This window comes from Paenibacillus sp. SSG-1, from assembly GCF_002224835.1.
Lineage (GTDB): Bacteria > Bacillota > Bacilli > Paenibacillales > Paenibacillaceae > Paenibacillus_AQ > Paenibacillus_AQ favisporus.
The window spans coordinates 5941631-5968493 of sequence record NZ_MBRK01000001.1; the positions used below are offsets into that span (position 1 = coordinate 5941631).

A 26863-nucleotide genomic window follows, 5' to 3' on the forward strand; every position below is an offset into this window, starting at 1 on the left:
AAAACCCCCACCCGGTCTGCGTATCCGGGTGGGGGTTCATGTTTTGGTTCAGCCCCGCTAAGCTTGGGGCTGAGTATTGGCCTGCGATGCGTGCGTGGTGCGTGGACTAGGGGTATGGTGCGAGGTGAGTACATCTTCGGGAAGAGATGGCCATGACCCATGGTGCGAACGCCATCGGGTGGAGATGGCCGCGATGTGTGGTGTGGGCATCATCGTGTGGAGCAGCGCATCGCGTATCGCGCGGGTGTCATCAGGTAGAGAGAGCAGCGCGCATCGTGTGGACAGCATCGTGTAGAGAGAGCAGCAGCGTGCATCCTGCGGGCGTTATCGTATAGAGAGAGGCTACGGCGCGTGATGCTGGAGCTATCGTGTGGCGATGGAGAGCTTGCACCGTGCAGGTCTCATCCCATGGTGCCGGCGTCTTGCGCAACGCGGGCGTCGTACTTCAGCTGCCCGCGCTTATAGGTGCGAAGGATGCGGATGCCCGCCGCATCCTTGGTGAAGAGCGCCACGTCCGAGGGCGCGCCGGGCGCAAGGCCCTGGGCCGCGGGCAGGCCCAGCAGGCCCGCGGGGCGCACCGAGGCCATCGCCCATGCCTGGCCGAGGCTGGCGATGCCCCGCCCCGCGAGGTGCGCGATGCCGGCGGTCATGGGCAGCGCCGAGCCCGCAAGCAGCGCGGGCTGCCCGGCCAGGTGCAGCCGCCCTGCCGGCGTCAGCGTGACGCGGCCGCCGATATGCGTGTCGTACGTGCCGGGCGGCATCCCGCCGAAGCTGACGGCATCGCTGACCAAGATCAGCCGCTCGCCCTTCACCTTGGCGGCAACGCGGAGAAAAGCGTCCGGCAGGTGAAAGCCGTCCGCAATCACGCTCGCCCACAAGGGCTCCTCCGCCAGCTGATCCCATATGTAATTCGGGTGGCGGGGCAGCACCGGGTGGGCGCCGTTGCCCAGATGCGTGGACATGCGCGCCCCGGCTTGAACGGCCGCCTGGATCTGGGCCGAGTTGGCCGCAGTGTGGCCGATCGAGACCAGCACGCCGCTGCCCGTGCACCGCTCGATAAAATCCACGGCCTCCGGCCACTCCGGCGATACCGTAACGATCCGAATCCGCCCTCCGGCAGCCTCCTGCCAGGACTGGAACAATCCCCAATCCGGCGCCCTGACATACTGGGCGTCATGGGCCCCTCTCGGCCCGTCTTCCGGGGAGATAAACGGCCCCTCCAGGTGAATTCCCGCCATATTGTGATTGGGGTCCGTTTCGCACACTTCGGCAAGCGTGCGGAGTCCGCTGCGCAGCGCTTCATCGTTGTTCGTAATCAGCGTGGGCAAATACGAGGTGACGCCCTCCGCCCACAGCCTCTCGTTTAACTGCCGGACGGTGTCCGCCTGCAGCGGATGGGTGTTGAGGTCCAGCCCTGCGTACCCGTTAATCTGCAGGTCCACAAGTCCCGGTCCGATGAGGGGCAGCTCCTGCCCGCCCCCCTGTGCCCCGGCAACCCGCTGGATCTCCTCCTCCTCCGGTGTCCCGAGCACTTCGTACCCGGCAATCAGCCCGCCTGCCAGGGTGAGCCGGATATGCTCCCCGGTCAGGGCATGAATGCCCTCCAGCCGGGTCAGGGCGTCATGGCTGCCTGCTGCCGTAGGTTCCATGCCGCGGCGGTCAGCCTCCATACGAATCCCGGTCCAGGTATAACGTACAGTTCGGGTGCTCCCGCAAAATGGAGGCCGGGCAGGCGGTCGTGATCGGTCCCTCCAGCGTCTGCGTCACCGCGCTGCGCTTCGTCGGGCCCGGCACAATGCAGAACAGGCGGCTGCCGGAGAGAAGCGTAGGGATCGTCAGCGTCATCGCCGTTTCGGGCACCTCCCGGAACCGGTCAAAGCAGCCGTCCCGAACCTGCTGTTCCCGGCACATGTCGTCGAGCTCGACGATTTTTACCGTCTTCGGGTCGTTGAAATCGGCCACTGGCGGATCGTTAAAAGCTAAATGGCCGTTCTCCCCGATGCCGAGGCAGACGATATCGATTGGGGCCTCCTGCAGCAGTGCCGCATACCGTTCGCACTCCGCAGCGGGATCGGCGGAGCCGTCGATCAGGTGGACGGTTCCCGGGCGGACCCGGGAGAACAGCCGGTTATCCAGAAAAGTGCTGAACCGCTGGGGAGCATCGTCGTCCAGTCCGATATATTCGTCCATGTGAAACGCGGTCACCCGGCTCCACTCGATATCTTTATCCGCTGCGAGGTAGTCCAGCAGCTCGTTCTGCGACGGGGCCGCGGCAAACACGATCCGCAAGCTGCCCCGGTCCGCCAGGATCGCCTTCATTGCTTGGGAGACATCGGCTGCCGCCGCTCTTCCCATCTCGTCTCTCGACGCGTACTGCCGGACCTGAAGACGGTCCTTCCACCACTTTTTCTCCGCCAAACGGGGACTGGGCATGATCATTCCTCCTCCATTAATTTACGAACCGCTCTTGCTTATTGCTTGCTAATTGAAATGGAGCTCCGCTCCAGCAGCTCAAACAAGGAATTCAGGCAGTCGATCGTCGCCTCTTCCCCTCCCTCGGAAAAAGCATATCCGGCCGGGCGCTTGAGCTGCTCTTCCGTCAGGCTCGACTGAAGCCTGTAGTGGGTTTCGACCACCAAATAGCCGTCATACCCCTCTTCCACCAGGCGGCGCAGCAGGCCGGCGTAATCCACCTGACCTTTTCCGATCGCCACCGCTTCGGTATGATCTCCCTGCTTCACCGCATCCTTCAGGTGGATGTGACAGATCCGCCCCCGCAAAGCATCGTAGCCGTCAGGGTAAGGGACCTCCCGGTCCGGATCCCACAGGTCGTTACCCGGGTCATACAATCCTTGAACATAAGGCGAATCCACCGCCCGGATCAGAGCTGCTGCTTTAGCCGCATTGGAGGCGTAGACCGCCGGATCCGCTTCCAGCGCGTAAATGACGCCATGCTGCTCCAGGATCGGCACCACGCCCTTTAATTCCTGGACGATGTCTTCGAACGCCTCCTCCAGCGGGCCTTCTGCCCAGAAGCTGAAGCCGCGGACATAACGGGTGCCGAGCCGCTGCGCCAATTCCGCATAACGGGTCAAAATTCCCCGGTGTTCGGCTACTTCTTCCGCATTCCGGAGGTTGCATTTAAACACCGGGGCGGATAAGCCGCTGACCTTCAGGCCAGCCGCCCGGATCGCCGCACCGATCTCCTCTATGCGCGAATCACTCAGCCGGTACAGCTGCTCTCCGTCCACGGAGCGCAGCTCCAGCGCGGCCAGCCCGTACCTGCGGGCAATGCGGATCGCATCGGCGATGTCCTGGGAGATCTCGTCGGTAATGACGCCCAGTTGAAAAGCCGCATTCATGTCGCCCTTCCCCTCCTTTCATCACCATGATTCATCGTCTGTGCAAAATCAGATCATTGCACATCTTCTTGCATGTTTCAGATAACCCGTTATAGACTCCCAGGGTTCGATTCATCCAGACGTCATAGTCGGGATGCGGCAGCAGCATCTATGACGCCGAGCCGGAAGCGAACCTGGACGGCTTTTACCACGCCGCAAGAAGCAAGCGGCAAAATCAGGAGCTGGCAACAGGGCTGATGCCCGTATCCAGCTTCACGGTTCTGCCGGTCTCCCGGCTTTCGTTGGCCGCCTCCAGAAACGCGATGACTTCCAGCGTCTCCGTCATGTCGATCGGAGCCGCGCCCGTTTGGAACATGCGGATCACTTCCTCCAGCATGCTGGCATAATACGGCTTGCCGTCCGCATACACGTCGACATGCTCGGTCCCCTGCTCACGATGAATCAACGCTCCGAAACGGCGGTTGCCCTTCCGGTTGCCGCGCAGCGTTCCGACCCGGCCGTCCTCCCATACACCTACGGCCAGATCATGGTCGGCATTCGTGGTGACCGTGACCTCTTTACACCCTTTGCCCATGCTGCGGTACAGCATATCAGCGGCATGAATGCCGTACCAGTAAAAGCCAGGCTGCGTCGACTGCAGCTCCATGGGGCCGTAGGTATCCACCCCGATGATGTTCCCCTGACCGGCTGAGTCCAGCGCCCGGCCCAGGCCTTCCGACCAGCGGACGGAGGAGCAGCTCATAAGCGGAATTCCGTGCTCCTGTGCCAGCCGGTAAATCGCCTTGGCGTCACGGGTCGTGACGGCAAACGGCTTGTCGATAAAAACCGGCTTTCCATAAGGAACGATCTGCCGGAACTGCTCCAGGTGCACGCGCCCGTCCACGGAGAGCAGCAGGATGGCATCGGCGTTTTCGGCTGCCTCCTGGATGCTCTGGACGATGGGGACGCCGCTGTTGTCCCTGACTTCAGCCGTGAATTTGTCCACCCGCCCGATACTCAGTTCAAAATCCGGCGATCCGCCCGGATAGGCGGCCGTCACTTTCCCGCCGCGCACATGGTGCGGGTGATCCGGGTTGTTCAGCAGCTCGGCAAAGAGCGGCGCATGCGACGTGTCCAGCCCAATGATTGCGACCTTCAGCTCTTCTGTACTCATTTCCGTTCATCGCCTCTTCCTACAGTTTGATTTCCTTGCCCGTACGCGAGGACTCGTAAATGGCCAGGATCAGGTCCACCGATTTCCTCGCTTCCTCTCCCGAAATGAGCGGCTCACGATCCTCCCGCACCGCCTGAATCAGGTCGTCGATCAGAATATAGTGCCCGTCGGAAGAAATGGCATTCGGGTCATCCGCACCTTCGGCGGAGCCTTCCGACACGAGCGGGGCTGCATCACCGTCAACCGTTTTCCATACTTTAAAACCGCTGTCTCCGTAAATGATCGTCCCGTGCTCGCCGTGAATTTCAAAACGCGGCTCCTGGCCGGGATTGACCGACGTCGTTCCTTGGATGACCCCAAACGCCCCATTCTTATATTTCAAAACCGCAACCGCTGTATCCTCCACCTCAATGTCATGAATTAACGGAGCCGTATAGGCAAAGACGCTGTCTACCTCCCCCATCATCCAGCGGATGATGTCGATGCCGTGCACCCCCTGATTCATGAGGGCGCCGCCTCCATCAATGGCCCATGTTCCGCGCCATCCGGCGCTTTTGTAATATTCCGGGCTGCGGTAGTACTTCAAGTAGGCGTCTCCCAGCACTAATTTACCAAGTTTGCCTTCGTTAATGGCCTTTTTGGTCAGCAGTGCATGCGGCGTGGTGCGTTTCTGGAATACGGTGGCCAGCTTGACGCCATGACTCCGGCAGGCTTCGATCATCTCGTCCATGTCCGCCTTGGTAATGCCGAGAGGCTTTTCGCACAGCACATGCTTGCCTGCCTCCGCCGCGGCGACGGTTGCATCCCGGTGGCCTCCGCTGGGCACGCAGATGCAGACGACGTCCACGTCACACTCCTGAAGCATTTGCCGGGTATCCGTATATACGTGGGCCGCTCCGAATTCCTCTGCTATTTTTGCCGCTTTTTCCGGAACGGCGTCTACGACCGCCGCCAGCTCCGCTTCCGGATGGCTCACGATGGCTCTCGCGTGCAGAGGGGCGATCACGCCGGCTCCAATAATGGCAAAACGCATTTTTTTGCTCATACCAATCTCCTCCCGGTGGGAACCACCTGTAAGTTTACAACCCCATTCTAGTGGGACCCGTCTCCACGGCCAATCGCCCATTCTGCGGCTTTGCGCACAACTTTGGCGTCATCCGCAGGATCGAAGATGAATCCGTAAAGATGTATATGACAGCGCTCTCCGGGACTTGACCGTAAGCCAACAAAAAAAGCGCCCCTGCCCTCCGGCAGGAAACGCTCTTCTTACAAAAAATAATTCGTGATCGACTGGTCACTGGCCAAAAGGCCCTCGCTGTCCAGCTTCTTTTTCAAATACTTTTTATCCGAGGAAATAAACACGCTCATGATCAGATCGACCACGAACAGGAACGTAATATGATTGGACATAAAGGCGCTGTTATTGACGGATATTTTATCCGGGACAATAATATCGACGGCCGCGTTCTCCGTAATCGGCGAAGCGTCGTAGCAGGTAATCGCGATCACCTTCGCCTGATTGACCCGCGCGATGGATACCGCATCGATAATTTCCCTCGTTGAACCCGAACGGGAAAAAGCGATGACCACATCGTCCGGACCGCACTGGGAGGCGGCGATCTTCATTTCCCTGCTGTCGTTGATGGCTTCCGCCATCATGCCGATAATCGCCAGCCGGTTGCGGAGCGCCATTGCCGCCAAAAACGAATCGAACAATCCGATGACCACGATCCGGCGGGCATTCTTCAGCAAATCCACGACCTGGTTCAGCTGCTCCTCCGTCACGAGCGCGGATGTGTTCACGATCAGCTCATTATAATCCAAAGCGAGCGCATCAATGGGATTGATCTCGCGTCTTTCCTTCTTCTTCGCCTGCATATCCCGGTAGAACGCGTCCTGGGCAAAGGCAATCTTGAAGTCGTTGAAGCCTTTGTAGCCGACCTTTTTGCAGAAGCGGTTAATGCTCGTCTCGGATACGCCGATCTCATTCGCAATCGCCGTGATGGTATTGCGGGTAATAAACTCCGGATTATGAATGACAAAGTTGGCGATTTGATTTTCGCCGTAGGTTAACTTTTGGGTTTGCGATACGATTTTGGCGATGACGGCCGGAACCTGTGAAGACATGTGACCTCCTCCTGACCTACCTGTGGGAAAATAGCTAATCCGGTAACCCCCGCTAGCACACCCCATTATATCATACAAGGGAAGGTATTTAGAAAACGATGTCACAACGCCGCCGCATGGCCGCTCTTCCAAGCCTCGACTTCCCGGTAAAAGGCTTCTTCGCTTAAAGAACCGGTTTGGATCAGGAAGGCGTAATCCAGTACGTTCGGCAGGAAAGGCAAGCCCATCATCTCCTTGCAAAAGGCGTGGGCAGCGATTTCGCTGCACTGAACAACGCTCGAGCGCTTCACCAGCCTCCTGCCCAGCCGGAACACCTCGACCGGCTCCAGCATGTCGTTCGTAAACTGCCCGGCCCGGTACTCCACATAGTGAAAAAATTCATGCGCCAGGTGGATATCGACCAGCCGCTCCAGCTCATCGTCCTGAGGGGCGGGTGGGCGCTCCGAATGCGGATCTGGCGTGCGCTCTGACGGCTGCAGCGCATTGCCTGGGCCTGATTTCGCGTCCGCCGAATGATTTGCCCGTTCTCCCGGACTCATGACCGCCCGGTATGCATCCGCCATACCGCGGAGAGATGCGGCGTAAACGACCACCTCCGGCGGTGTTTTGTTAAAATCGATCTGCGCCCGCAGAGAGAGCTGATGAAACGTACCGGAGCGGTCGGTGATTTCGTAGCGGAGGCCTTCCCTGCGGTACAGCTCGCGGATGGACATGCCCCGGCAGGCCTGTGCCGCTTCCCTGCCCCTTTGAAGCGACCTGTCCACATAATAGGCCAGGCGGTCCTGGGGAATTTTGCGGTACAGCGGGTCCTTGGTGAGCTCCGCATGGGCGAGCAGCTCATCGGTCAGTCCAAGATGTTGAACATTCCAACCGTATCCCTGGAACTCCGGCATGCCTTTCATCCCCCTCCTCGTGTTCTAACCTTGATCTATCTCTTCATCTCTTTAGCTGTTCTATTGGTACGCAATGACGATCATTTCGTCCTCGGACTTCAGCATCTCCGTTTCAAGCGTGAGAATCGACAGCAGCTGCTCCTTCGTCTGCATGCCGGTCAGATCCAGCATTTTCTCCTTATAAAAGGCAAACACCTTCGGGATCGTCGCGTTGGCGTCAGAGTAGATCGTATTGTCGTCCAGAAATTCGTTAAGCCGGTCATCAGCCGCAGCTTTCGTCACTTTCGTAAATTGGACGCCGCTCTTCTTGAAGCGGACAACCCCTTCGCGGTCCAGCACGGCGACGTAGTTGACCTTCTTCTTCATCAGGCCGAACAGGGACTTCTTCGTCTGCTCCGCTTCGAACAGACTCCACCGTCCGCTCTGTGCCGCCAGCCGGGTGTTCTCCGGCGATTGGTCGACCGAGCTGGCCGCGACCGCCGTCATTTCTTCCAGCGGCATCGCCTGCTGTCCGAGGTCTTTGGAGCGCAGCTCGGTCGAGCCGGTTGCGATGGCCCGCAGAATGTTCTTCTGGCTGTCGATTTCAATCGTGACCTCCACCGTCTCCTCGCTGGCTCCCGATTGGACGATCCGCTCCACGATGTCGGCACGGATCCGCTTGATATCCTCTTCCGTCGGATTGACGACGGTCCGCTCCAGCTGCTCTTTGACCATGGCCAGCGCCACCCCGATCGTGGAGACATAAGGCGCGTTGCTGGCGATCTGGCTCTTGAAGCCTTCCCGTTCGGCCATCGCCGGCACCAGCACCGCCCCGCTGCCGCCACCGCCAACGAGCGTAACGAAGGCCCGGTCCAGCTCATAATCCTGAATCATTTCATTTACGGTTTTCATCGTTTTATCGATTGCAATGTCCATCACCTTGCGCGCGGCTTCCTCCACGCTCAGACCAACGTGTGCGGCAAGGGCTTCCCATGCTTTTACTGCCGCTTCCTTGTTACCATATGCATAGTCGCCCTCCGGCACGTAGCCGAGGATGTTGGCTGCACCCGCCAGCGTATACGAGAACTCCCGTCCATTTCCGCACTCGCAGATGGCGTATTCGGCCGGATCGCCTTCCCGGGGGCTGACGAATTTCACTTTCGGACTGACGATTTCGTCCGCCGGTGCAAACGCCTCGTACTCCTTGCCGGCGATGTGCGCGCTCCGCGGGCCGACGTCAGTAATTTTGCCGCTGGACACCTTGATCATGCTGCCGCCGGCAATGCCGAGCGTGCGGACGTCCAGCGACTGCAGGTACGTGCGGTGGCCGCCGACCTGGGCGTTCTGGATCATGACCTTGCCGTTTTTAATGACGGAAATGTCGACACTCGTTCCGCCGACCTCGAAGAAAATGCCGTCCGAAATTTTCTCATACATCAAAGCGCCCGCCACCCCGGCCGCGAGGCCCGACAGCATCGTCAGGATCGGGCGCTTCCGTACCTCATCGATGCTCATTACGCCGCCGTCGCAGCGCATGATCATCAACTGGGACTGGATATTGGCGTTTTTGACGGACTTCTCGGTCATGTTGGCCGTTTCCATCATTTTCGGAATCAGGGATGCGTTAACGACCGCCGTCCGCGTCCGCGTCTTCAGCCCGTACAGCTGGGAAATTTCGTGGCCGCCGGTGGCATAGATGCCCTTGCGGTTCGCCAGTTCAATGACCCGCAGCTCATTGGTCGGATCGTCGACGCTGTACGCCTCGGAGGCGACGATGACTTCGGCCCCCTGCTGCACCAGGGCGTCGATGGCGGTTTCAATGTCTGCGTCAGTGAGATTTTTGGAGTCGAGGAACGTATGATATGTTTTCAAAAACTTGCCTGGCGCCAGCTCAATATCCCCCGGATTGGACTCGGACCTTGCGCTCATGCCGTCGAGTCCCGTGCCCATACCGATGATGCCGACTCTGGCCACATCCCCTTCAAGCAGGGCGTTGGTCGCCTGGGTTGTCCCATGGGCGATAAACGTGACATCCTCCGGGAGAATGCCCTGGCTCTCCAGAATCCGGTTCAAAATCTGCACGATCCCCTTTGCCACACCGTCCTCATCATGGTGCGTCGTCGGGATTTTCATTTTGCCGATGACTTCAAACGTTTCATTGTCGATGACGGCCGCGTCCGTAAACGTTCCGCCGACGTCGATGCCTACCCTTACTTTTTTTCTCTCCATGTTACCCTCCTGAAGTCAGGACAGGGGAAGGCCCGCATCAAGCCGCGCAGTCCGTTCCCCGTCCGGAATCATCCGTAAAAGCCGTCTTTATCAAAATACCATGAATGCACCGATGACCATCGAGATCAGGACGGCGACCATCATCCAAGGCAGCGTCTTCTTCAAAATTTCGTTGATGTCGGTCTTCGTAAAATCCGAAACCCATACGTTATGAGAGTTCGTCGGGTCGGATACGGCCTGCACGTTGCTGACCACGCGCAGCGCCAGCATGGCGGCGACCGGCGTCATACCTGCCGTCACGAACAGGGCGGCGATGCCGCTGCCAAGACCCCATACGTTGAGCGGACCGCGGTAAATTGCCAGCGGCGACAGGATGGTGAAGAAGAGAATGTACATGATCGGATTGCCCGGAAGCACCGCCTCAATGAGCGGGGAAATCAGCGCGGAAACCTGCGGTGCCATAACCGAATTGAGCAGGATACCGATGCCGATCATCAGCGCCATGGCGCCGGCGACGTCCTGAATGCCCTCGATCAGCGCGCTGGAGAGCACGTGGATCGGGCGCTTCGGCCAGGCCAGCAGGATCGTAACGAGCGCGCCGATGATGACGGCGGGAACGATATCGATTTTAAAAGCGAACACCAGAATAACTGGCACCAGCGGGCTGATCAGCGCATAGGTCGGCACCTTCTTGCCGTCGCCGCCGGTAGCTGCGGGCATCGCCCACGCTCTGCGGCCCTTGCCGTCCTTGCGGATATAGAACACGATCATGGCCAGGGACAGCACGATCAGCGGCAGCGCGGCCACCATCGTGTAGTCCGCGATCTGCTCAACCGAGAGTCCGAGCACATCAACATACACAGCCCAGTTGGATACGTTGAAAAGTGCGCCCACCCCGACCGCCGACAGCACAACGATCGACGCAACGAACTGCGAAATGCCGGCGGTCAGCATGATCGGAATAACGATCGTACCGACCAGGATCACCATGCCCAGCCCGCCTGCGGCGGAGAAAATAATGGACGCGGTCACGAAAAACAGAATCGCGATCAGCATCGGCTTATCCCCGGCCAGCTCGGCAGCTTTGCGGATAATCGATTTGGTAATACCGACCTTGTTCAGGATTTGTCCGAACCAGGCGCCGAACACGAGGCCGGCAATCGCCCCGGACAGCCGCATCGAGCCCGACGCCAGGATCGTTTTGGCAATGCTTGTCGTATCGGGATTATTCGAGTTCCATGGTACCCCGGCGATGATCGCAAACAGGATCGCCATCAGCGGAAGCGCCAGAATTGCCGGGATTTTGCGCGTCATCATCAGCCCGACGAACACCAAAAACACAATCAAAATACCGATCGCTTGCACCCACATTACACCAGTCACTTTGGTTACCCCTCTCGTCATGAGATTTCTTCACGTGGTTAATAATTCATGGGCTATATTTCCAAATGGGCCCCTTGCGCTTTGAGCTGAGCCTGCACTGCTTTGATGTCCACATCCTGTACGTTAACGCCATGTTTGGCCGCGTATGCCGCAGCCACGCCCCCCGCATGGCCGATCGCCCCTGTCGTCGGGGTCGTTCGCATGGCTGCCTGCGCTTCAAACGTCGCCGAGATGCAGCGGCCGATGACGATCAGATTTTTCACGGAATTCGTGATCATGCAGGAGTACGGAATGCTGTACATGCCGCCCCACTCCAGCTTCTGATGCTTCGTCCCTTCCCCGTCCGGGCTGTGAATGTCGATCGGATAGCCGGAATGGGCAATGGTATCGTCAAAAAGCTTCTGTTCCAGCAGGTCCTCGGCGGTCAGCGTGTACACCCCTTTGATCTGGCGGGAGCTGCGCACCCCGATGTTCGGACCGGTGGACTCCACAACTGCGTTCTCGAAGCCCGGAATGTATTTGCGGACAAACAGCTCCAGCTCGCGGCACTGCTTCCGTCCTTCCATCTCGGCCAGGCTGAGGCTGAACGCATCGGTCGGATCGTGGCCCAGTATCCGGGTTGTGTTCAGAATGACCTCGCCCGGATTGTTCGTTTCGAAGAACAGCACGTTCTCGCGCTGGATCGAAATTTCGCCGCGCTCCTTCGCCTTCCGGAACAAGCTGTCAAAGCCGCCGACCGACAGGCGCGGCGCCTTCTCGATGATGGAGGTGTCGCCGTTGTATAGCGGAAAATCCTCCGGATGCGCATGGATGTACTCCTTCACTTTGGGGATGTTCACGTTGTACATTTTCATTTTCAGCGTCATTGGCTGCATTGCCCCGTCGGACTCCCGGCCTTTCGTAAACTCCGCTCCGGCGCCTACGGAAAGGTCCCCGTCCCCGGTTCCGTCAATAAACACGGATGCCTCGATGTCGGTCAGGCCCGACTTGTTGCACACCTTGATGCTGACGATGCGTCCGTCTTCCGCCTTCACGCCGGCGAGCATCGTGTGGTACAAAATCTCTCCGCCGCTCTCGGTCACCATCAGCTCCAGTTCATGCTTCATCGCCTCGGCGTCGAAGGGGGTTACCGAATACGTAAAGCCGACCGTGTCAAAAATATGCCCCGGCGACTTCCCCTGCCGCTTCAGCCGTTCGATCAGCTGGTCGGTAAAGCCCCGGATCGCCAGCTTATCCCCCGCATGGAAGGTCATCATCGGCCCGACGCCGTTCGCCGTCAGCGTACCGCCGAGAAACCCGTGCGACTCCACGATCAGCGTCTTGGCCCCCGAGCTTGCGGCCGCCACCGCAGCCATCGAGCCGGAAATACCGCCGCCCATAACCACCACATCATACTTCAGCTTGTTCTCCAATTCGTCCTCACTCCTCCGGTAAATGATGTATGATTGCTTCTTGATTCATAGACTATCAAAACCACAGGTTTATGTAAACGCTTTTAAGAAAATATTTTTCTATATATCCGGATTTTTAGTAAATTATTTTCCGACGGTTCTATTGTGCGGTTACACGGCATATAACAATGAGTTTGGAGTGGGAATGGGTGGAGGAGTTTGCGGACATTGTTGGAACGGAAAGTGGTCAGGGGAAAGTGATAGGAGATAGAGTAATAAGGAAGATTACAGTCACAGTGGTAGTGGATAGTAGTGGGGAAGAAATTAGGTAGCTTGGGGAAGTCAGTCTCGCCTGCCCACGAATTGCCACCCTTCAAAGGCACACTCGAAACAAAAAAGCACCGGAATCCATCCGATGCTCCCTTCAACAGACCTGCTAACGCTGTTTGTTGTATAGATTACTTCTCATAGTTTTTCGCCATAAACGGCTCCGCCAGTCTCGACGGGTGCAGCTTGCGGCCGAGGCCGAAAAACTCGCAAAAGCTCATGATCAGCGGGTTCCACCGCTCGGGGTTGATGTAGTTTTTCTCCCCCATCAGCAGCTCCTCGTCGATGTGGATCCGCTTGATCTTCATCTCCATCGCCGCGATGGAGCTCGGCTCCTCAAAGGAGTGGATCTGCACCAGCTCCGCCTCCAATTGAACCGGGCACTCCCCGGCCCGCGGCGCTTTTACCAGGTCCGACGGGACTTGCGTAAACCCGGAAAGACCGAATTTATCCGGTTCGTACCGGTAGCCCATCTCCGCCTTGTGATCAGGGACGGGGTTCACCCCTGTCGTCAGCGCCAGGCGATCCACTTGACTGACCAGATCGGCCGACGGCAGATTCAGCACGCACTCGCGCTCACGTTTGATGTTTTGGACCGTCTTCGATTTGCCGCTCATGCCGAGCATGCAGGACTGATTCAGCCACCAGGCCGAAGACATCGGGGCTAAATTGGCCGAACCGTCCTCATTCAAAGTGCTGATCAGAACTACAGGCGTACCAAAGTAGAGAATATTAGGTTCAATCGTTGTAAGCATCCTCTTACTTCCCCCTATCCATTTGTAAAAAATCGTTGACCAAGGGATATCCTGCAGGGCTGCAGCCACCTCAAGAAATATCTCGGCTTAAGTATACTGCTGCCGGTGAGAGCTTGGAAGGCTTCCCAAGTATAAGCGCAAGATAACAAAACCGCACAAACAGGCGCAGATGCTTGGGGCCATTCGGGGCCCCAAGCCAAAAAGCACCGGGATCTCTCCCGGTGCCTCAATCTATCATATAAAGCTACAGCAAAGCGGATCCTATCCGGCCCCCGGCACATGTGGTGAACCTTTGACATGCGCCGCCATAGTGAACCTGCGCTCACCGGACTGCCCTTATACACACACTTTACCTTACAACGAATACAGCCGCCTGTCCTCCTCTTCCTTCAGCCAGACCTGCATAAATCCCGGCTCCCGGTTGTCCCACAAATGGTACGGCACGAAGCGGTACCCTCGCTGCCCGTCGAACCCGGTGAGCGCAACGATGCCGCCCAGCTCGTCCCGCGGCTCCAGGCCAAAGGAAATGCCCGGCCGGACCGCAAACTCATCATAAACAAGTTCCGGGTTATCCGCCTGCTCCAGGCAGTACACCAGCGGTCCGCGCTGAACCGCGACGCGGTCCCGGTCGGCCTCGACCTCCGGCCGTGCGTGAACCTGCTGAACCGGCATCTCCATCACGTAGTCAATCGTGTCGCCCGGCTGCCAGCGGCGGCTGAGCACGAGGAATCCCCGGTCTATGGTCCAATCCGCAGGAGCCACGCTCTCCCCGTTAATGGACAGCTTCGCCCCGCGGCACCATCCCGGCAGGCGCAGCCGAACCGCGAATTCGGCCTCCCGGGCCGGCTCCACCTCGACATGCACATGCCCGTCCCAAGGATAACGGGTTACGGTCTTCATCAAGACCCGGCTGCCGTCCTTCAGTTCCAGGTCGGCCGTGCCGGCGACGAACTGCAGCATGACGGGGCCTTCCTCGTTCACGGCGTAATTGTATCCGCCGATCGAAGGCAGAAACCGCACCAAATTCGTCGGGCAGCAGGACGTTTCGAACCATTCGGTCCGGTGATGATCGCCCTGTGACGCCAGCGGATTGACGTAGAAAAAACGGTCGCCGGACAGCGAAATCCCCGCCAAAGCCCCGTTGTACATGGCGCGTTCCACGACGTCGGCGTACTTCGCCTCGCCAAACAGCAGGCTCATCCGGTGGTTCCAGAACACCATCGCGATCGAGGCGCAGGTTTCGCAGTAAGCGCTCTCGTTCGGGAGGTCATAGTCGTGCGTGAACCCTTCATTATGCCGGGACGGCCCGATGCCTCCGGTAATGTACATGTTCCGCTCGACCGTGTGCGCCCACACTTTGCGCAGGGCTTCCTCGTAGGTCCGGTCTCCGGAGGCCAGCACCACGTCCGCCATGGCGGTGTACAGATACATCGCACGGACGGCGTGCCCGGTCACCTTCTCGATGTCCCGGACAGGCACATCGTCCTGGCAGTACGCCGGTCCCCACTCCTCGCGGTCCCATATCGCACCATGGCCATGCCCGTGACCCCGCTCCTCGAGCAGCCACAGGGCGAGCTTCCAATAACGCTCCTCACCGGTCGCGTGATACAGCTTGATCAGCGCCAGCTCGATCTCCTCATGGCCTTCCACCCAATGCCGCTTGCCCGGCCCGAACAGGCTGTCGTAATGGTCAGCCAGCTTGCAGGCCACGTCCAGCAGCGTGCGCTTGCCCGTAGCCGCGTGGTACGCAACCGCCGCTTCGATCAGGTGGCCGCCGTTATACATTTCGTGCTTTTCCATATCCGTCCACTTCTGGTCCGGGGCTTCAAGCGTGTAATACGTCGTCAGGTATCCATCCGGCTCCTGCGCCGCTGCAATCAAGCCGATGATCCGGTCGATCTCCGCTTCCAGCTCGGGGTCCCGGTCCGCCATCAGCAGGTATGCCGCGCCTTCAAGCACCTTGTACACATCGGAATCGTTAAAATAAATCCCCTCAAATTCTCCTTCCATAAGGCCGGCCGCTTTGGCGAAATTGCTGATCCGCCCGGTCGATTCGCATTTGTCCAGGCAGGTCCGGAGCGTCACCTGCTTGCATACCTCCAGCCTCTGCTTCCACAGTTCATCGTGGATCTTCACTTGAGTAAAAGGCACGCCCTGCCAGCCCTGCTGCGAATGAGTCGTTGTCATCCTGCACCCTCTCCCTTCATGCAATTTCTTGCGATGCTTATCCTTTCAACCCCGTCAGGGTAATTCCTTCCAGAAAATAACGCTGTCCCAGCAAAAAAATGACCACGCACGGGAGGATGACCACCGCAGAAGCTGCCATGAGCAAATCCCACTGGGCCGAGTAGCTGCCCTGGAACATCTGCAGGCCAAGCGCCAGCGTGAAGCGGCTGTCGCTCTTCAAGTAAATGAGCGGTCCCATAAAGTCGTTCCAGGTGCCCAGGAAGGTGAACAAAGCGACGACGATGACCGCGGAGCGGCTGAGCGGCAGAATAATGCGCCAATAGATTTGAAAGTAACCCGCCCCGTCGACAAATGCCGCTTCGTCAAAGTCCTTCGGAATCGACATATAGAATTGCCGCAGCAAAAAGATGTTGAAGATCCCGCCTCCGAAAAAGGAAGGCACGATGAGCGGATAATACGTATCGTAGAACCCGAGCTCCTTCCAGCCGAGAAAGCTCGGAATGAGCGTCACCGCTCCCGGCAGCATCATGCTCGATAGAAGGACGGCGAACACGGCATCCCGCCCTTTCCATCGGATCCGTGAAAACCCGAACGCCGAGATCGTGCTCGTCAGTACCGTTCCGATCAGCACGCTTGCCACAATGACCAGCGTATTGACGAAGTACGTGCCAAACGGGAGGGACGTAAGCGCCCTTTTATAATTGTCCCAGTGGAAGGGATGCGGAATCCATTCCGGCGGCATCACGAAGATTTGCGATAAATCCATCAGTGAGCTTCGGATCAGCCAAATAAACGGGATGATAAACAGCAGTGAGATGACACCAAGCGCCACATAGCCCGCGCCCAGCTTCAGTCTGGATTCCCTCATGACGGTCCGCCTCCTTCGTAATGAACCCAGGATTTCGACGATCGGAACACGAGGAACGTAAACGCCAGAATGATCACGAACAGCACCCAAGCAAGCGCCGAGGCATAACCCATTTCCGTATCCCGGAACGCGGTCCGCCACAGGTAGAACACGAAGAACAAACTCTTATCGTTCGGTCCACCCTGGGTCAAAATATACGCCTCATTAAACACCTGGAAAGAGCTGATGATGGTCATCACCGCATTGAAAAAGATCGTCGGCGTCACCATCGGAATCGTAATATGACACAGCTTGTGGTACCACCCGCCTCCGTCCACATCAACCGCCTCGTAGTACTGCTTGGGAATGCCAGACAAGCCCGCCAGAAAAATGATGACGGTCCCTCCGATGCCCCACAGCGTCGTCAGCACGATGGAGGGGATAACGCTCTTTTCGGAAAAAATCCAGTCGCTCGTCGGCAGATGAAGCCATTTCAGCATCATATTGATCAGCCCTAGGTCCGGGTTGAGCAGCCACATCCAAATCATCGCCGAGGCTACCGCCGGCACGATGCTCGGCAGATAAATGATCGTCCGGAACAAGGCGCGAGCCTTAATGTTCATGTTCAGCAGCAGGGCAATAATGAAGGAAATGATGATGCAGGCCGGCACCCGCAGCACGACGAAATAAAACGTGACGCCAAGCGAGCGGTAGAAGCTCTCGTCCTGGCCGGAGAAGAGCCGGGCATAATTGCCGAAGCCGATAAAGGACACCGACTCCTTGAATACGTTGTAATCGGTCAAGCTCAGCACAAAGCTCGCGATCATGGGACCGGCGGTAAACAGAATAAACCCGAGTACCGCCGGAGCCGTAAACAGCAGCCCGTAGAACAGAGCTTTGCGTTCCCGTACACCCGCCTTGCGGCGCACAGGAACCGGAGCGTTCATCGGAATGTTCGTCTGCATGTGTACTTTAAGCCCCCTATTTTACGTCTCGCCGTCCCTGCACCTGTGCCTGAGCTTTGGCCGCGATGCTGTCCATCGCCTCCTTGGCCGTTGTTTTGCCCAGCCATACGTTATCCATGGCAGGATTGACGATATCCATGATCTTGTTGAAGTTCTTAACGTAACCGGTAGGCGTAGCATGGCTATGATTGAGCACGACGTCAATAACCGCATCTTTGTAGCCTGATGGCCGGGAAGGTTGATTCACCGCCCATTTCGACAGCAGGGCATCATCCGTATACCAGTCCTTCAGCGAAGGCATCCAGGTGCCGTAAGTCAGCATCTCGATTGACGCATCTGGGTCAATAAGCGCCTTGAGCAGCTCCCAGGACTCTTGGGGATGCTTGGTCGATTTAAAAATGGAAAACATCGCGCAAACTACCGTGGTCGCCGGCTTTTTCATGACAGGAAGCACTCCGACGTTAAAGTGAACCTTCGATTCCGCAAGCGTGCTGGTATTCCATTGTCCGTCAATTACCATCGCCACTTTTCTCGTCTGCAGAGCCACATTGGTTGCCGGAATATTCTTGGCCTGCAGCGGTGACGGAGCAACGTGGTACTTATTGATCAGATCGGCGATATTCTGCAGCGCCTCGACGGCTTCCGGCTGATTCAAAGCAAACGTCTTGCCGTCCGGAGAGACAAAGTCGCCGCCGTTTGAAAAAATAAAGCTGCTGTACGCTCCCCACCAGTTGCCGGGGTTCACTCCGTATTGCTTAATGTTTTTCGGATCAAAATTCGGATCGTCCGCATTCCGTCCTTTGTTGTCCAAGGTCAGCTTCTTGGCGGTATCCACGAACTGTTCCCAGGTCCACGCTTCCGATACCTTGGAAGGCGGCGGCGTCAACCCAGCCTCCTTAAAAGCATCTTCGTTATAAAAAAGCGTAAACGATTCCGGGCCGGGGGCTATACCGATAATATTGCCGGGCTCCGAGGAATAGGTGATATTCGGAACCAGACTATCGGTCTTAATTTCGGGGTCCTTGTCCAGGAATTCCTGAAGATTCAGGAATTTCCCCTGTTCCGCAAGCGGAAAGGCGATCGTCGCCGATTCCATCATCGCCACGTCCGGTTCATCGTTGCCAGCAACCATAGTCGTCAGCTTGGTGTCGTAATCGGTAGGAATCTGCTGCAATTCGACCTTCACGTTGGGATGCTCTGCTTCGAACCGGGCGATGACCTTTTTGTTTACGGCAATTTCATTAGGCGCTCCCCATAAGGTGAGGCGGAGCTTGATCTGTTCGCCGGCCGCCGCCTGAGTTCCCCCCTTGTCCGCGCTTCCGGCTGCAGGCCCGCCGCTTTCCTCCGACCGGGTGCAGGCGCTCAGCAGCAATCCTGCCGTGAGCAGAAATGCAATCGCTGCCGTCAGCGGCTTTCGGTGTTTTTTCATCATGAACTGTAACCCCTCTCCTGCTTTACGAATGATTTCATAGCTGCAGCCTATGTTGCCTTTGATTATAGATTTTAGGCAGCGCTTTCAAAACCGGATTATTTTTGGAATGGTGGACTTTGATTAGAAAAGTGGGGCAGTGTGATGATCACGCGTGTTCCCTGGCCTGCAGCGGATTCGATATCGATGCCGTACTCGTCCCCATACGCAAGACGGATGCGGGAAATCGTGTTTTTGATGCCGATCGAGGCGGACTCCGCATACAAAATCCGCTGAACCGTTTCCCGGCTCATGCCGCGCCCGTTATCCGAAACAACCAGCACACGAGTCCCGTCCTTGATCTCTCCGGTAACTTCAATGCGTCCCCCTTCTTCCATTTGCTCGAAGCCGTGGAGAATGGCATTTTCGACGAACGGCTGGAACAGCAGCCTCGGCACCGGGGTGTCCAGCAGCTCGGGAGCGATGCCAAAATGAACCGTGAACTTCGATTCAAAGCGGGCCTCCATAATGTAAAAATAGTCCTTCATCCACTCGAGCTCCTCGGCAACCGTTACGGCTCCCCAGTCCTTGCGCGAGGTGTAATGCAGCATATTGGACAGGCGGACGAGCATCCGGTTCAGCTCCCTCTGTCCCGATTCGATGGCCATCCAGTTCATGATGTTGAGCGTATTATAGAGAAAATGCGGGTTCATCTGCATATTGAGCGCCATGATTTCCGCCTCTTTCTCCTTGATCCGGATTTCGTAGTTTTCCTTCACCAGCGTTTCGATGCGCGAATTCATCCGGTTGAACCGCTGCAGCAGCACCCCGAACTCGTCATGGGTTTTGACCTCTACCCGGGTCTGAAAGTCCCCTTCGCCGACCGAGCGCATGGCGGTGAAGAGCTGCCGGATCGGGCCAGTCATTTTGCGGACGATAAAATAAGCGAACAAGTATGCAATCAATGCCAGGAGCGCAGCCAGCAGGATCGTCGACGTGCGGATGGTCGGAATAAAGCCGCGGACGAGCGTGGATTCCGGAATCAAGACCACCGAGAGCCAGCCGGTTACGGCAGAGCGGTCGAAGCACAGGATCGTCTTTTGGCCGTCCAGGACCAATCGCTGCGTTCCGCTTCCAGCCTTTCGAATGGCGTTCACCCATTGTTCATTGAACACCCGGGTTACCTGGGAGGCGTTCGAGCTGGCCACGACCTTGTTATCCGGATCAATCACCAAATAGCTCGATCCTGTCGGAATGCTCTGCTCGAATTGGGAGTTGAAAAAGTCCGCTTTAAAGCCAATTGTCAGTACCGGCCGCTCCACGTTCGGCCGCAGCCTGGCAATCGTGGAATTATCGACATAGGAAAATTCCATCAGGCGGGTGGCGGAGAACATATACCGGTATTCGATATCGCTGTTTTGCAGCCAGGGCTGATCGAACATTTGGACGAAATCGTAGGTCGGGTACCAGACCATTTTGCCATGTGCCCTCTCCGCCTCCTGATACAGCGCCGTACGGGTCGGATCCCCCTGCGGAAGATTCCGCTGTGAACCGAAACTGTAATAGGAAGTCCACAGCTGGTACGTGTACACATCTTCATTTTGCGTAAAATACTTGCTCAGAATGGCGGACACCTGCCTGTCCGCATCCAGCAGCTCCGACGGGACGGAAGGATCCAACTGGTTGAAGATCCGAAAAAGGTCCCGGTCGACGAACAAGGCTAAGCTGCCCTGGTCTACCTTCCTCAGCTTCGTATCCATCACTTCATTGCTCTTCTTGACGATTTCGAGCACGTTGTTTTGCGCCTGATCCCGCATCGAGCTCAAGCTGTTCCGGTAATAGATGAAGCTCAGGAGCAGCAGGGGCAGCGCAATGAGAACGACATAGCTGGCCAGAAGCCTGGAGCGGAATTTCATCTGGACCTCCCCTCCCCTGATTTTTGCTGCCTTGCCCAATGACGGTACGCCTCCGGCGTAACGCCGACATGCTTTTTGAAGCTCCGGGAAAAGTATTTCGTATCGCGGAAGCCGCACCTTTCGGCGATCTCGTACACCTTTAGTCCGCTGCCGTCCCGCAGCAGCTCTTCGGCTTTGCGCATCCGGATCTCAATGAGAACATCCGAGAAAGAACGGCCTGTCGCCTCTTTGAACAAGGTGCTGAAATAAGACGGGTTGAAGCGGAACGACTCCGCCACCGATTCCAGCGATAAATCCTCCATGTACCGCTCACGCATCAGCTCAAGACAGCTGTCGATCACGAGCTCGCGTTTGCTTTTTTTCTGCTCCTTCAGCGTGACGCCCATTTGCTCGAGCACCGAATCCAAAATCTCCAGCAGCTCCCCAAACCGCCGGCAGGTGCGGATCTGCCGTACGGCTTCTTCCGTCAGCGGGTTCATCCCCCACCCTGATTTGCTGTCCGCCAGCTTCAGCAGAAGCAGGCAGGTTTGGTCCTTGACGGACTGCGGCTCGGCCATGCCGTCAGCCGACATAGTGGTCACGGCTGTACGGCACAATTCCTTTGCACCTTCCGTATCGCCGGCGTTCAGGAGATCCAGCAATTCTGCGGCAGAGCACATTAAAACCGGATGTATCGGCAGAAGCTCGCTATGAAACAAGATGGCCCCATGCTGGTCGTAAAACAGATACGGCAGCGCAGCCAGAGCCGTCCGGTAAGACTGAGGCCCCCCCTCCGCTAGATCAACGCATTCTTCTCCGATCGCATGCACCCATCTGTCGGAATACCCCACAGCGGTGAGTTCGGCCTGTAGGCTCATCAGCCCCCTGCGGATGTCTTCCCGCTTTTCACCAAAGCTTGTACCCGTGTGTAGGATCGTGACCCACCTCGGCCGCTTCCAATCCGCCGCATCCCAGGCGATCGTCAAGGCCTTGCCGAAGGCAGAGCAGGCGCGCTTCAGCGCTTGGTGCAGCCTATCGGCTGTCAGAGAGGCGGAGCGGGGTTCGGTGTAAGTGTCAGGTGATGGGACGTGGAACCAAGTTGACATCCCGCGATCCGAATGTTCCGTGGCAGAGCCGCTCCCGTCCCCGCTGGCCGGCTCCAGCTCTGAAACGATGACCACTCCAGGGCCATCCACGATTCCGGCCGAAAGCCAGCTCTGTTCCTCCTCCAAGCTCAGGCTGCCGGACAGCCACTGCTGCATCAAACGCCCTTGATGCGCCAAGGAAGCTGCCGTCATTTGCTTCTCCAGCGCCATGGTTCGAGCCCGTGCCTCACGCTCTTCACGATAGATGTGTTCCAACCGCTCCAGCACCTCCTCCAGCTTGTCGACATCAACCGGCTTTAACAAATAATCAAAAGCCCCGTGCCGCAATGCCTCCTGGGCATATTCGAAAAGGTTGTACGCGGACAGCATCACGATCCGCGGCTTGTAAGGCAAGGCTTCGTTCGCCCGCCGCAGGAACGTAAGCCCGTCCATTTGCGGCATCCGGATATCCGTAAATATGACCTCGGGCCGGTCGATGCCGGCCATTTCCAGCGCCTTGGCTCCGTCCCCGGCCGTAAACACTTCGCAGCCGGGCCGGCTCGCCAGCAGCATCCCGGCCATGCCCCGGCGGTGCCGCGGCTCATCGTCTACAATCATGAATTTCAAGCGGTTCACCCCCAGAATATTCATAGCATTAAATTCAACAACATCGTATCAGATGGGAGAAGAGGTAGGTATATAAAAAAACGTCTATCGACGTACCTTCAAAGAAGACAGACCGCGTTTAAAGGAAGTTTTTCTTGCGAGATCCGGAAGCGGAGATCCGGAAGCGGAGGCCCCGAATCTTATACCTTCTGATCTCTTAAAAAAACAACCCGGCAGGAGGGATCCTGTCCGGGTTGGTTGGGTTTATGGTCTCTGTTTGAAATGATCAGAGAGTTGGAGGAACGGTGTAGTGAACCTTGAAAGCCTGCCCAAGCGGGATTAACTTTTCAATGTCACCTGTTTGTCTTACCCACTGCAGTTCTGCAGTGTATTCTCCAGGTATAGGCACATTCACTTCATCCGCCGGGGCAACCATCCGTAAGGTAAATTCCGTTCCCTCTGGTGTCGGACCGTCTCCATTCACAAGTCCTAAATTTATCGCTGCCAATTGTGGCGGAAGCAAAACGTCCGCGATACCATCGCTATTCGTTTTCCCTTCAGCAACTTCCTTACCATTATGCACCAGTATGAATTGTGCACCGGGTGCTGCCTCGGAGGCTTCGCCACTTCCTCTTCTAAGGTCGATCTCTAGACCCAAAACGGTCTCGGGCGTAATTCCCCCGGCCTTTACTTTCAGCGTTCTATCCAGGTCAGTGTCCTCTATCGGGTTAACCTCCGTTGATAGACCATCAATAACATGGACCTCTTTGGTCACGGTCACGAGCGGATCGCCGGCAGCCTCTTCATCCTTCAGCAGCTCAACCTTTACCAGGTAGTCGCCGACCTCCGGCAACCTGGTTGCAAAAGTAATCGGCGTGCCGTTCAGTTCGCCCAGGGTAAAGCCTTCCCCTTCTTCCTCGTCTGGACCGGCCTCCTTTGTTATGACAATGCCATCAGGGCTGAGCTGGCCCTCTTTGATAGCATCTTCCCCATACCAATAGGTGTAATCCGTCTCGGACAAGTTGATGCCCGTTTTAGAGCTGTACGTCACTCGTACCTTTACTTTCGTTTCTTGATCCGATTGACCGCTGCTAAATCCAAACGTGAACTTGTGTGAAGAATGGAGCGGCACTTGTTCCGGAAAATCCGGGCTGAAAACAGCTTTAATTTCGACAGGCTTCGGATCGACCGGAGGATCCACTGGCGGTTTCACCGGAGGTGTCATCGACCCACTCGGCGAATTTGGCTGCGTAGGGACAGTCGGCTGCGTAGGAGCAGCAGGCTGCTGGCCTCCCATTTGAATCCGCTCCTGATTGCGCCGTCGCACTTCTTCTTCAAAACGCTTCATCTCATCAGTGCTCAGCTGCTGCTGATACTGGATCACGGCCTGCGTAGCTCTTTGCTCTGCTGCCTTTTGGTTGGCCTGCTGCAATTCGGCGATCGTTTTCAGGATATTGTCGATCATAGCCTGAAATTGCTGCTGCATCTGCTGTTGCAGCAATATATCCTGCATCTGTTGCTGCTGCAATACTTCCTGTATCTGCTGCTGCTGTTGCTGAATTTGCTCCTGGATCTTTTTTTGCAGTTCCTGCTGAACCTTCTCCTGCTCTTTGCGTTTAGCCTCCTGTTGCGGGTCCAATCCTACGGTCGGATCAAACGGACGCACATTTCCAAGGTCAATTTTTCCGTTCGGGTCGTCAATCCCGCGGTTCACCTGTTCTATCAACGGATCCAATTTACTTTTTTCGATCTTGCCCTGACTACTCGCCTCCTTGGCTACATTGCCGACCAAGACATTCAAATTTTGCTGGATTTTTTGAAGGTCATCCAGTTGGCTTACCAAAAAGAGGTCGTTTGACCCGTTTGATGCCGAAGAACCGGAGGGTTTGGACTGACCTTGTTCCAATTGCTTCTTCTGCTGCTCAATCAGCTCCTGGTTCTCCCGGTCAATCTGCGCCTTGTTTTGGATGATGGCTTTAATGATGTCCGGTGAAGCCTGATGAACAAGATCCGAAATATCGACGCCGGTCGGCGTTTGAAGGGATGGATCCACGCCGGGCGTTAAGCTGATTTGCTGGGCTGGATATAAAGTGACGGGTGACTCGGCCTTCCCGGCAAAGCTTTGAGGGTTCGTACCCGAAACCTTGACCACACCTGCTCCCGCGACAACATCAGGGGTACCTGTCAATGGATTGATAATGACAAAAAACTGCGTTCCTCTGACCTCCAGCTTCTGCCCGGGCACATCCATCTCGAACACGTCCCGGGACTCACGCAGATCATGGACGCTCGTATACGCCTGGCCCGACATCAGCTCCAGCTTGGTTGTCGACTGTACTGCTCCACCCGTCAGCACCTTGATCCGAATTTCGCTGTTCGGAGCCAGCGTGATTTCGTCCCCTTCATCCTGAATGGCCAGCACCGCACCGCCGGATTCGGTAACAAGGGTGTCGCCCTCATGCAAAAGCATTCCTGGATAAGCCTGAATGCGCAGCGCGCCCCCGCTCTGCTGGATATAAGCCGGTCCGTCAATGCGGCTGATGGTCATGCTGCGTGCGCTGTCGGCGGAAGCCTGCGTCGTCCAAGCCGCCGAGCCTGCAAGAAGCAGAATCAGCGTCGAGCTGACCATTTTCCAACATAATTTTCCTCGTCTCACGTTGTTTTCAACTCCTCTCCTTTATTTATCACGGATAACCACGGTTTTCTCCGAAGCCAGCCATTTCACGTCCTTGTCCAGCAGGTCCGTCAGCGTCCGGATCGGCACATACAACTTTCCGTCGATGGATTGAGCGGTGCTGCCAGCCTCCAGCTGAATCTTGCGGTCTCCTGATTGAACCACGGCAGACTTGGCCGAAGCCGATACCAACTTCAGTCCAAGCTCGGAAGCGATAGACCGCAACGGAATCAGCGTCTGGCCGTCCTTGGTTACCCGGGTATCGATCTGCAGCCATTTGGCGTTGTAGGCCACGTAAACGGCACCAGCCGGTTTCATCGGTTTATGATCCGGCTGCCGATACAAGCTCCACTGGCGCAAGCCGTTTCCGGCAATCCAGCCGACACTCCCATCCTGGCTTACAGCAACGCCCTGCGGATAAGAAAGCAAAGAGGTGCTCTCGACACCGTCTGCCTTCCCTTCTTCTCCCTGCAAAGAGCCCACGAGCGTATGGACCTGGCCGTCTTTCAACGTTCGCACAACCTGGTTGAGCGAATCGGCAATGACCAGCTCATGCTGAGAGGAGGACCAAGCCACATCAACGGGATGATTAAATTTCGCCGAAGCTGCCGCGCCATCTTGGTAACCTCCGCCCCGGTATAGTTTCCCTGGTGCCACCCCTTGGCCATCGCCCGCTACCGATCCGGCGACTGTCGTGACCATACCGGTTTTCAGATTAATATAGCGAATGACCTGGTTGCCGGAGTCACTGACGTAGAGGTTCCCCTCATCGTCCAGCGCCAGCCCTGAAGGCTCGTTAAACCGCGCCTCTTTCAGCGTCCCGTCCTTGTAGTCGCCAGCGAATGCCGCCACTCCCGAATAGACCTCTACTACACGGTCGGAAGAGCCGGTTAGCGTGTTGACCGTACCGTCTGCGGCGATTTTCCGAATCACATGATTCAGCGTGTCGGCAACGTACACGGATCCGTCCTTCGCCACCGCCACATCCTCTGGCGTATTCAACGCGGCTGCCGAACCGGTGCCATCCTTGAACCCCTGCACTCCGTTTCCTGCCAGCGTGCTGACCTGCCCTGTAGGGGTAACTTTGCGGATCGCATGGTTCCCCGAGTCGGCGACGTACAAATTGCCGGCGGCATCCGTATCCATGCCCATCGGCTGATTAAACAGCGCGGTATTCGCAGCCCCATCCAGCAATCCGCCCAGCGGCTTGTCGTTCCCCTTATAACCCGCAAACCGCATTCCCGCAAAAACAGTCCGCTGTGTGCCGCTGACCTTCCATATCACGTGGTTCACCGTGTCGGACACCAGCACGCTGCCGTCCTTTGCGGCCAGCACCCTGCCGTTTCCAACCCATCCCGCGGTGAGCAAATCCCCCTTCGTGCTGGCGGCAGCATCCGGCTGCCAAGTGCTGACGCTGAGCCATGCCGAGTCCTCTCTGACCCCTGCGCCCCAAGCCAGCGAAGGCACACCAAGTGCCATGCACAGCGTCAACGCGGCGGTAACCCACCTTTTACCGTACCCCTGCAAATTTCATTCCTCCTACATATTTATGAATGGATGTAAGCCTCAACGCTGAATTGTTCTGCATCGATCTTAT

The 26863-nt window shown here is 57.1% G+C and carries 20 protein-coding genes; 1 reads left to right on the top strand and 19 read right to left on the bottom strand.

What is annotated here, in order from left to right:
• The first annotated feature begins 124 nt into the window (after window positions 1-124).
• Window positions 125-295, top strand: a complete 171-nt coding sequence (locus BCV73_RS35180) for a hypothetical protein (RefSeq protein ID WP_179232080.1) — start codon at window positions 125-127, stop codon at window positions 293-295.
• 106 nt (window positions 296-401) lie between these two features.
• Here BCV73_RS35180 and BCV73_RS27245 read toward each other — a convergent pair whose 3' ends face one another.
• From BCV73_RS27245 to BCV73_RS27335, 19 genes are all read right to left on the bottom strand, one after another.
• On the bottom strand, window positions 402-1649 hold the full coding sequence (locus BCV73_RS27245; protein ID WP_089549245.1) for an N-acetylglucosamine-6-phosphate deacetylase: 1248 nt from the start codon (window positions 1647-1649) through the stop codon (window positions 402-404).
• 10 nt (window positions 1650-1659) lie between these two features.
• Window positions 1660-2433, bottom strand: a complete 774-nt coding sequence (locus BCV73_RS27250; RefSeq protein WP_089549246.1) for a glucosamine-6-phosphate deaminase — start codon at window positions 2431-2433, stop codon at window positions 1660-1662.
• A 38-nt stretch (window positions 2434-2471) separates the two neighbouring features.
• Complete coding sequence (locus BCV73_RS27255; RefSeq protein WP_089549247.1) at window positions 2472-3362, bottom strand: sugar phosphate isomerase/epimerase family protein; 891 nt, start codon at window positions 3360-3362, stop codon at window positions 2472-2474.
• 214 nt (window positions 3363-3576) lie between these two features.
• On the bottom strand, window positions 3577-4515 hold the full coding sequence (locus BCV73_RS27260; protein ID WP_089549248.1) for a Gfo/Idh/MocA family protein: 939 nt from the start codon (window positions 4513-4515) through the stop codon (window positions 3577-3579).
• Window positions 4516-4534: 19 nt separating this feature from the next.
• A complete protein-coding gene (locus BCV73_RS27265) occupies window positions 4535-5560 on the bottom strand; it encodes a Gfo/Idh/MocA family protein (protein ID WP_076172984.1) in 1026 nt (341 codons plus the stop codon).
• Between the two features lie 221 nt (window positions 5561-5781).
• Window positions 5782-6642, bottom strand: coding sequence for a MurR/RpiR family transcriptional regulator (locus BCV73_RS27270; RefSeq protein WP_076172985.1), 861 nt, complete (start codon window positions 6640-6642; stop codon window positions 5782-5784).
• Window positions 6643-6743: 101 nt separating this feature from the next.
• Window positions 6744-7535: a hypothetical protein gene (locus BCV73_RS35185; protein ID WP_179232081.1), complete on the bottom strand. Its 792-nt coding sequence runs from the start codon at window positions 7533-7535 to the stop codon at window positions 6744-6746.
• A 60-nt stretch (window positions 7536-7595) separates the two neighbouring features.
• Window positions 7596-9743 (bottom strand): hydantoinase/oxoprolinase family protein, encoded by a 2148-nt coding sequence (locus BCV73_RS27280; protein ID WP_089549249.1) that lies wholly within the window; start codon window positions 9741-9743, stop codon window positions 7596-7598.
• 90 nt (window positions 9744-9833) lie between these two features.
• Window positions 9834-11126 (bottom strand): citrate transporter, encoded by a 1293-nt coding sequence (locus tag BCV73_RS27285; RefSeq protein ID WP_244169336.1) that lies wholly within the window; start codon window positions 11124-11126, stop codon window positions 9834-9836.
• Window positions 11127-11179: 53 nt separating this feature from the next.
• Window positions 11180-12538: an FAD-dependent oxidoreductase gene (locus BCV73_RS27290; RefSeq protein WP_234489547.1), complete on the bottom strand. Its 1359-nt coding sequence runs from the start codon at window positions 12536-12538 to the stop codon at window positions 11180-11182.
• A 437-nt stretch (window positions 12539-12975) separates the two neighbouring features.
• A complete protein-coding gene (locus tag BCV73_RS27295; protein ID WP_076172988.1) occupies window positions 12976-13599 on the bottom strand; it encodes a flavin reductase family protein in 624 nt (207 codons plus the stop codon).
• 354 nt (window positions 13600-13953) lie between these two features.
• Window positions 13954-15786: a glycoside hydrolase family 127 protein gene (locus BCV73_RS27300; protein WP_089549250.1), complete on the bottom strand. Its 1833-nt coding sequence runs from the start codon at window positions 15784-15786 to the stop codon at window positions 13954-13956.
• Window positions 15787-15823: 37 nt separating this feature from the next.
• Window positions 15824-16654 carry a carbohydrate ABC transporter permease gene (locus BCV73_RS27305; RefSeq protein ID WP_076172990.1) on the bottom strand — a complete coding sequence of 277 codons (831 nt, stop codon included), beginning with the start codon at window positions 16652-16654 and terminating at the stop codon, window positions 15824-15826.
• Window positions 16651-17598, bottom strand: a complete 948-nt coding sequence (locus tag BCV73_RS27310) for a carbohydrate ABC transporter permease (RefSeq protein WP_481855805.1) — start codon at window positions 17596-17598, stop codon at window positions 16651-16653. Before BCV73_RS27310 ends, BCV73_RS27305 begins: the two co-directional genes overlap by 4 nt.
• A gap of 16 nt (window positions 17599-17614) precedes the next feature.
• The gene (locus tag BCV73_RS27315) at window positions 17615-19027 is read right to left on the bottom strand and encodes an ABC transporter substrate-binding protein (protein ID WP_089550425.1); all 1413 of its coding nucleotides are present in this window, start codon (window positions 19025-19027) and stop codon (window positions 17615-17617) included.
• Between the two features lie 98 nt (window positions 19028-19125).
• Window positions 19126-20922, bottom strand: coding sequence for a sensor histidine kinase (locus BCV73_RS27320; RefSeq protein ID WP_089549251.1), 1797 nt, complete (start codon window positions 20920-20922; stop codon window positions 19126-19128).
• Window positions 20919-22604, bottom strand: coding sequence for a response regulator (locus BCV73_RS27325; RefSeq protein WP_256993178.1), 1686 nt, complete (start codon window positions 22602-22604; stop codon window positions 20919-20921). The genes BCV73_RS27320 and BCV73_RS27325 overlap by 4 nt, the downstream gene beginning before the upstream one ends.
• A gap of 274 nt (window positions 22605-22878) precedes the next feature.
• A complete protein-coding gene (locus tag BCV73_RS27330; RefSeq protein ID WP_179232083.1) occupies window positions 22879-25140 on the bottom strand; it encodes a FecR domain-containing protein in 2262 nt (753 codons plus the stop codon).
• 129 nt (window positions 25141-25269) lie between these two features.
• Window positions 25270-26793: a stalk domain-containing protein gene (locus BCV73_RS27335; RefSeq protein ID WP_089549254.1), complete on the bottom strand. Its 1524-nt coding sequence runs from the start codon at window positions 26791-26793 to the stop codon at window positions 25270-25272.
• Window positions 26794-26863 lie beyond the last annotated feature (70 nt).

Excerpts from the sequence above, each read along its gene's own strand:
- BCV73_RS27245 (WP_089549245.1), bottom strand. The coding sequence starts at position 1,649 with ATGGAACCTACGGCAGCAGGCAGCCATGACGCCCTGACCCGGCTGGAG.
- BCV73_RS27250 (WP_089549246.1), bottom strand. The coding sequence starts at position 2,433 with ATGCCCAGTCCCCGTTTGGCGGAGAAAAAGTGGTGGAAGGACCGTCTT.
- BCV73_RS27255 (WP_089549247.1), bottom strand. The coding sequence starts at position 3,362 with ATGAATGCGGCTTTTCAACTGGGCGTCATTACCGACGAGATCTCCCAG.
- BCV73_RS27260 (WP_089549248.1), bottom strand. The coding sequence starts at position 4,515 with ATGAGTACAGAAGAGCTGAAGGTCGCAATCATTGGGCTGGACACGTCG.
- BCV73_RS27265 (WP_076172984.1), bottom strand. The coding sequence starts at position 5,560 with ATGAGCAAAAAAATGCGTTTTGCCATTATTGGAGCCGGCGTGATCGCC.
- BCV73_RS27270 (WP_076172985.1), bottom strand. The coding sequence starts at position 6,642 with ATGTCTTCACAGGTTCCGGCCGTCATCGCCAAAATCGTATCGCAAACC.
- BCV73_RS35185 (WP_179232081.1), bottom strand. The coding sequence starts at position 7,535 with ATGCCGGAGTTCCAGGGATACGGTTGGAATGTTCAACATCTTGGACTG.
- BCV73_RS27280 (WP_089549249.1), bottom strand. The coding sequence starts at position 9,743 with ATGGAGAGAAAAAAAGTAAGGGTAGGCATCGACGTCGGCGGAACGTTT.
- BCV73_RS27295 (WP_076172988.1), bottom strand. The coding sequence starts at position 13,599 with ATGCTTACAACGATTGAACCTAATATTCTCTACTTTGGTACGCCTGTA.
- BCV73_RS27300 (WP_089549250.1), bottom strand. The coding sequence starts at position 15,786 with ATGACAACGACTCATTCGCAGCAGGGCTGGCAGGGCGTGCCTTTTACT.
- BCV73_RS27305 (WP_076172990.1), bottom strand. The coding sequence starts at position 16,654 with ATGAGGGAATCCAGACTGAAGCTGGGCGCGGGCTATGTGGCGCTTGGT.
- BCV73_RS27310 (WP_481855805.1), bottom strand. The coding sequence starts at position 17,598 with ATGCAGACGAACATTCCGATGAACGCTCCGGTTCCTGTGCGCCGCAAG.
- BCV73_RS27315 (WP_089550425.1), bottom strand. The coding sequence starts at position 19,027 with ATGAAAAAACACCGAAAGCCGCTGACGGCAGCGATTGCATTTCTGCTC.
- BCV73_RS27320 (WP_089549251.1), bottom strand. The coding sequence starts at position 20,922 with ATGAAATTCCGCTCCAGGCTTCTGGCCAGCTATGTCGTTCTCATTGCG.
- BCV73_RS27325 (WP_256993178.1), bottom strand. The coding sequence starts at position 22,604 with ATGATTGTAGACGATGAGCCGCGGCACCGCCGGGGCATGGCCGGGATG.
- BCV73_RS27330 (WP_179232083.1), bottom strand. The coding sequence starts at position 25,140 with ATGACCATCAGCCGCATTGACGGACCGGCTTATATCCAGCAGAGCGGG.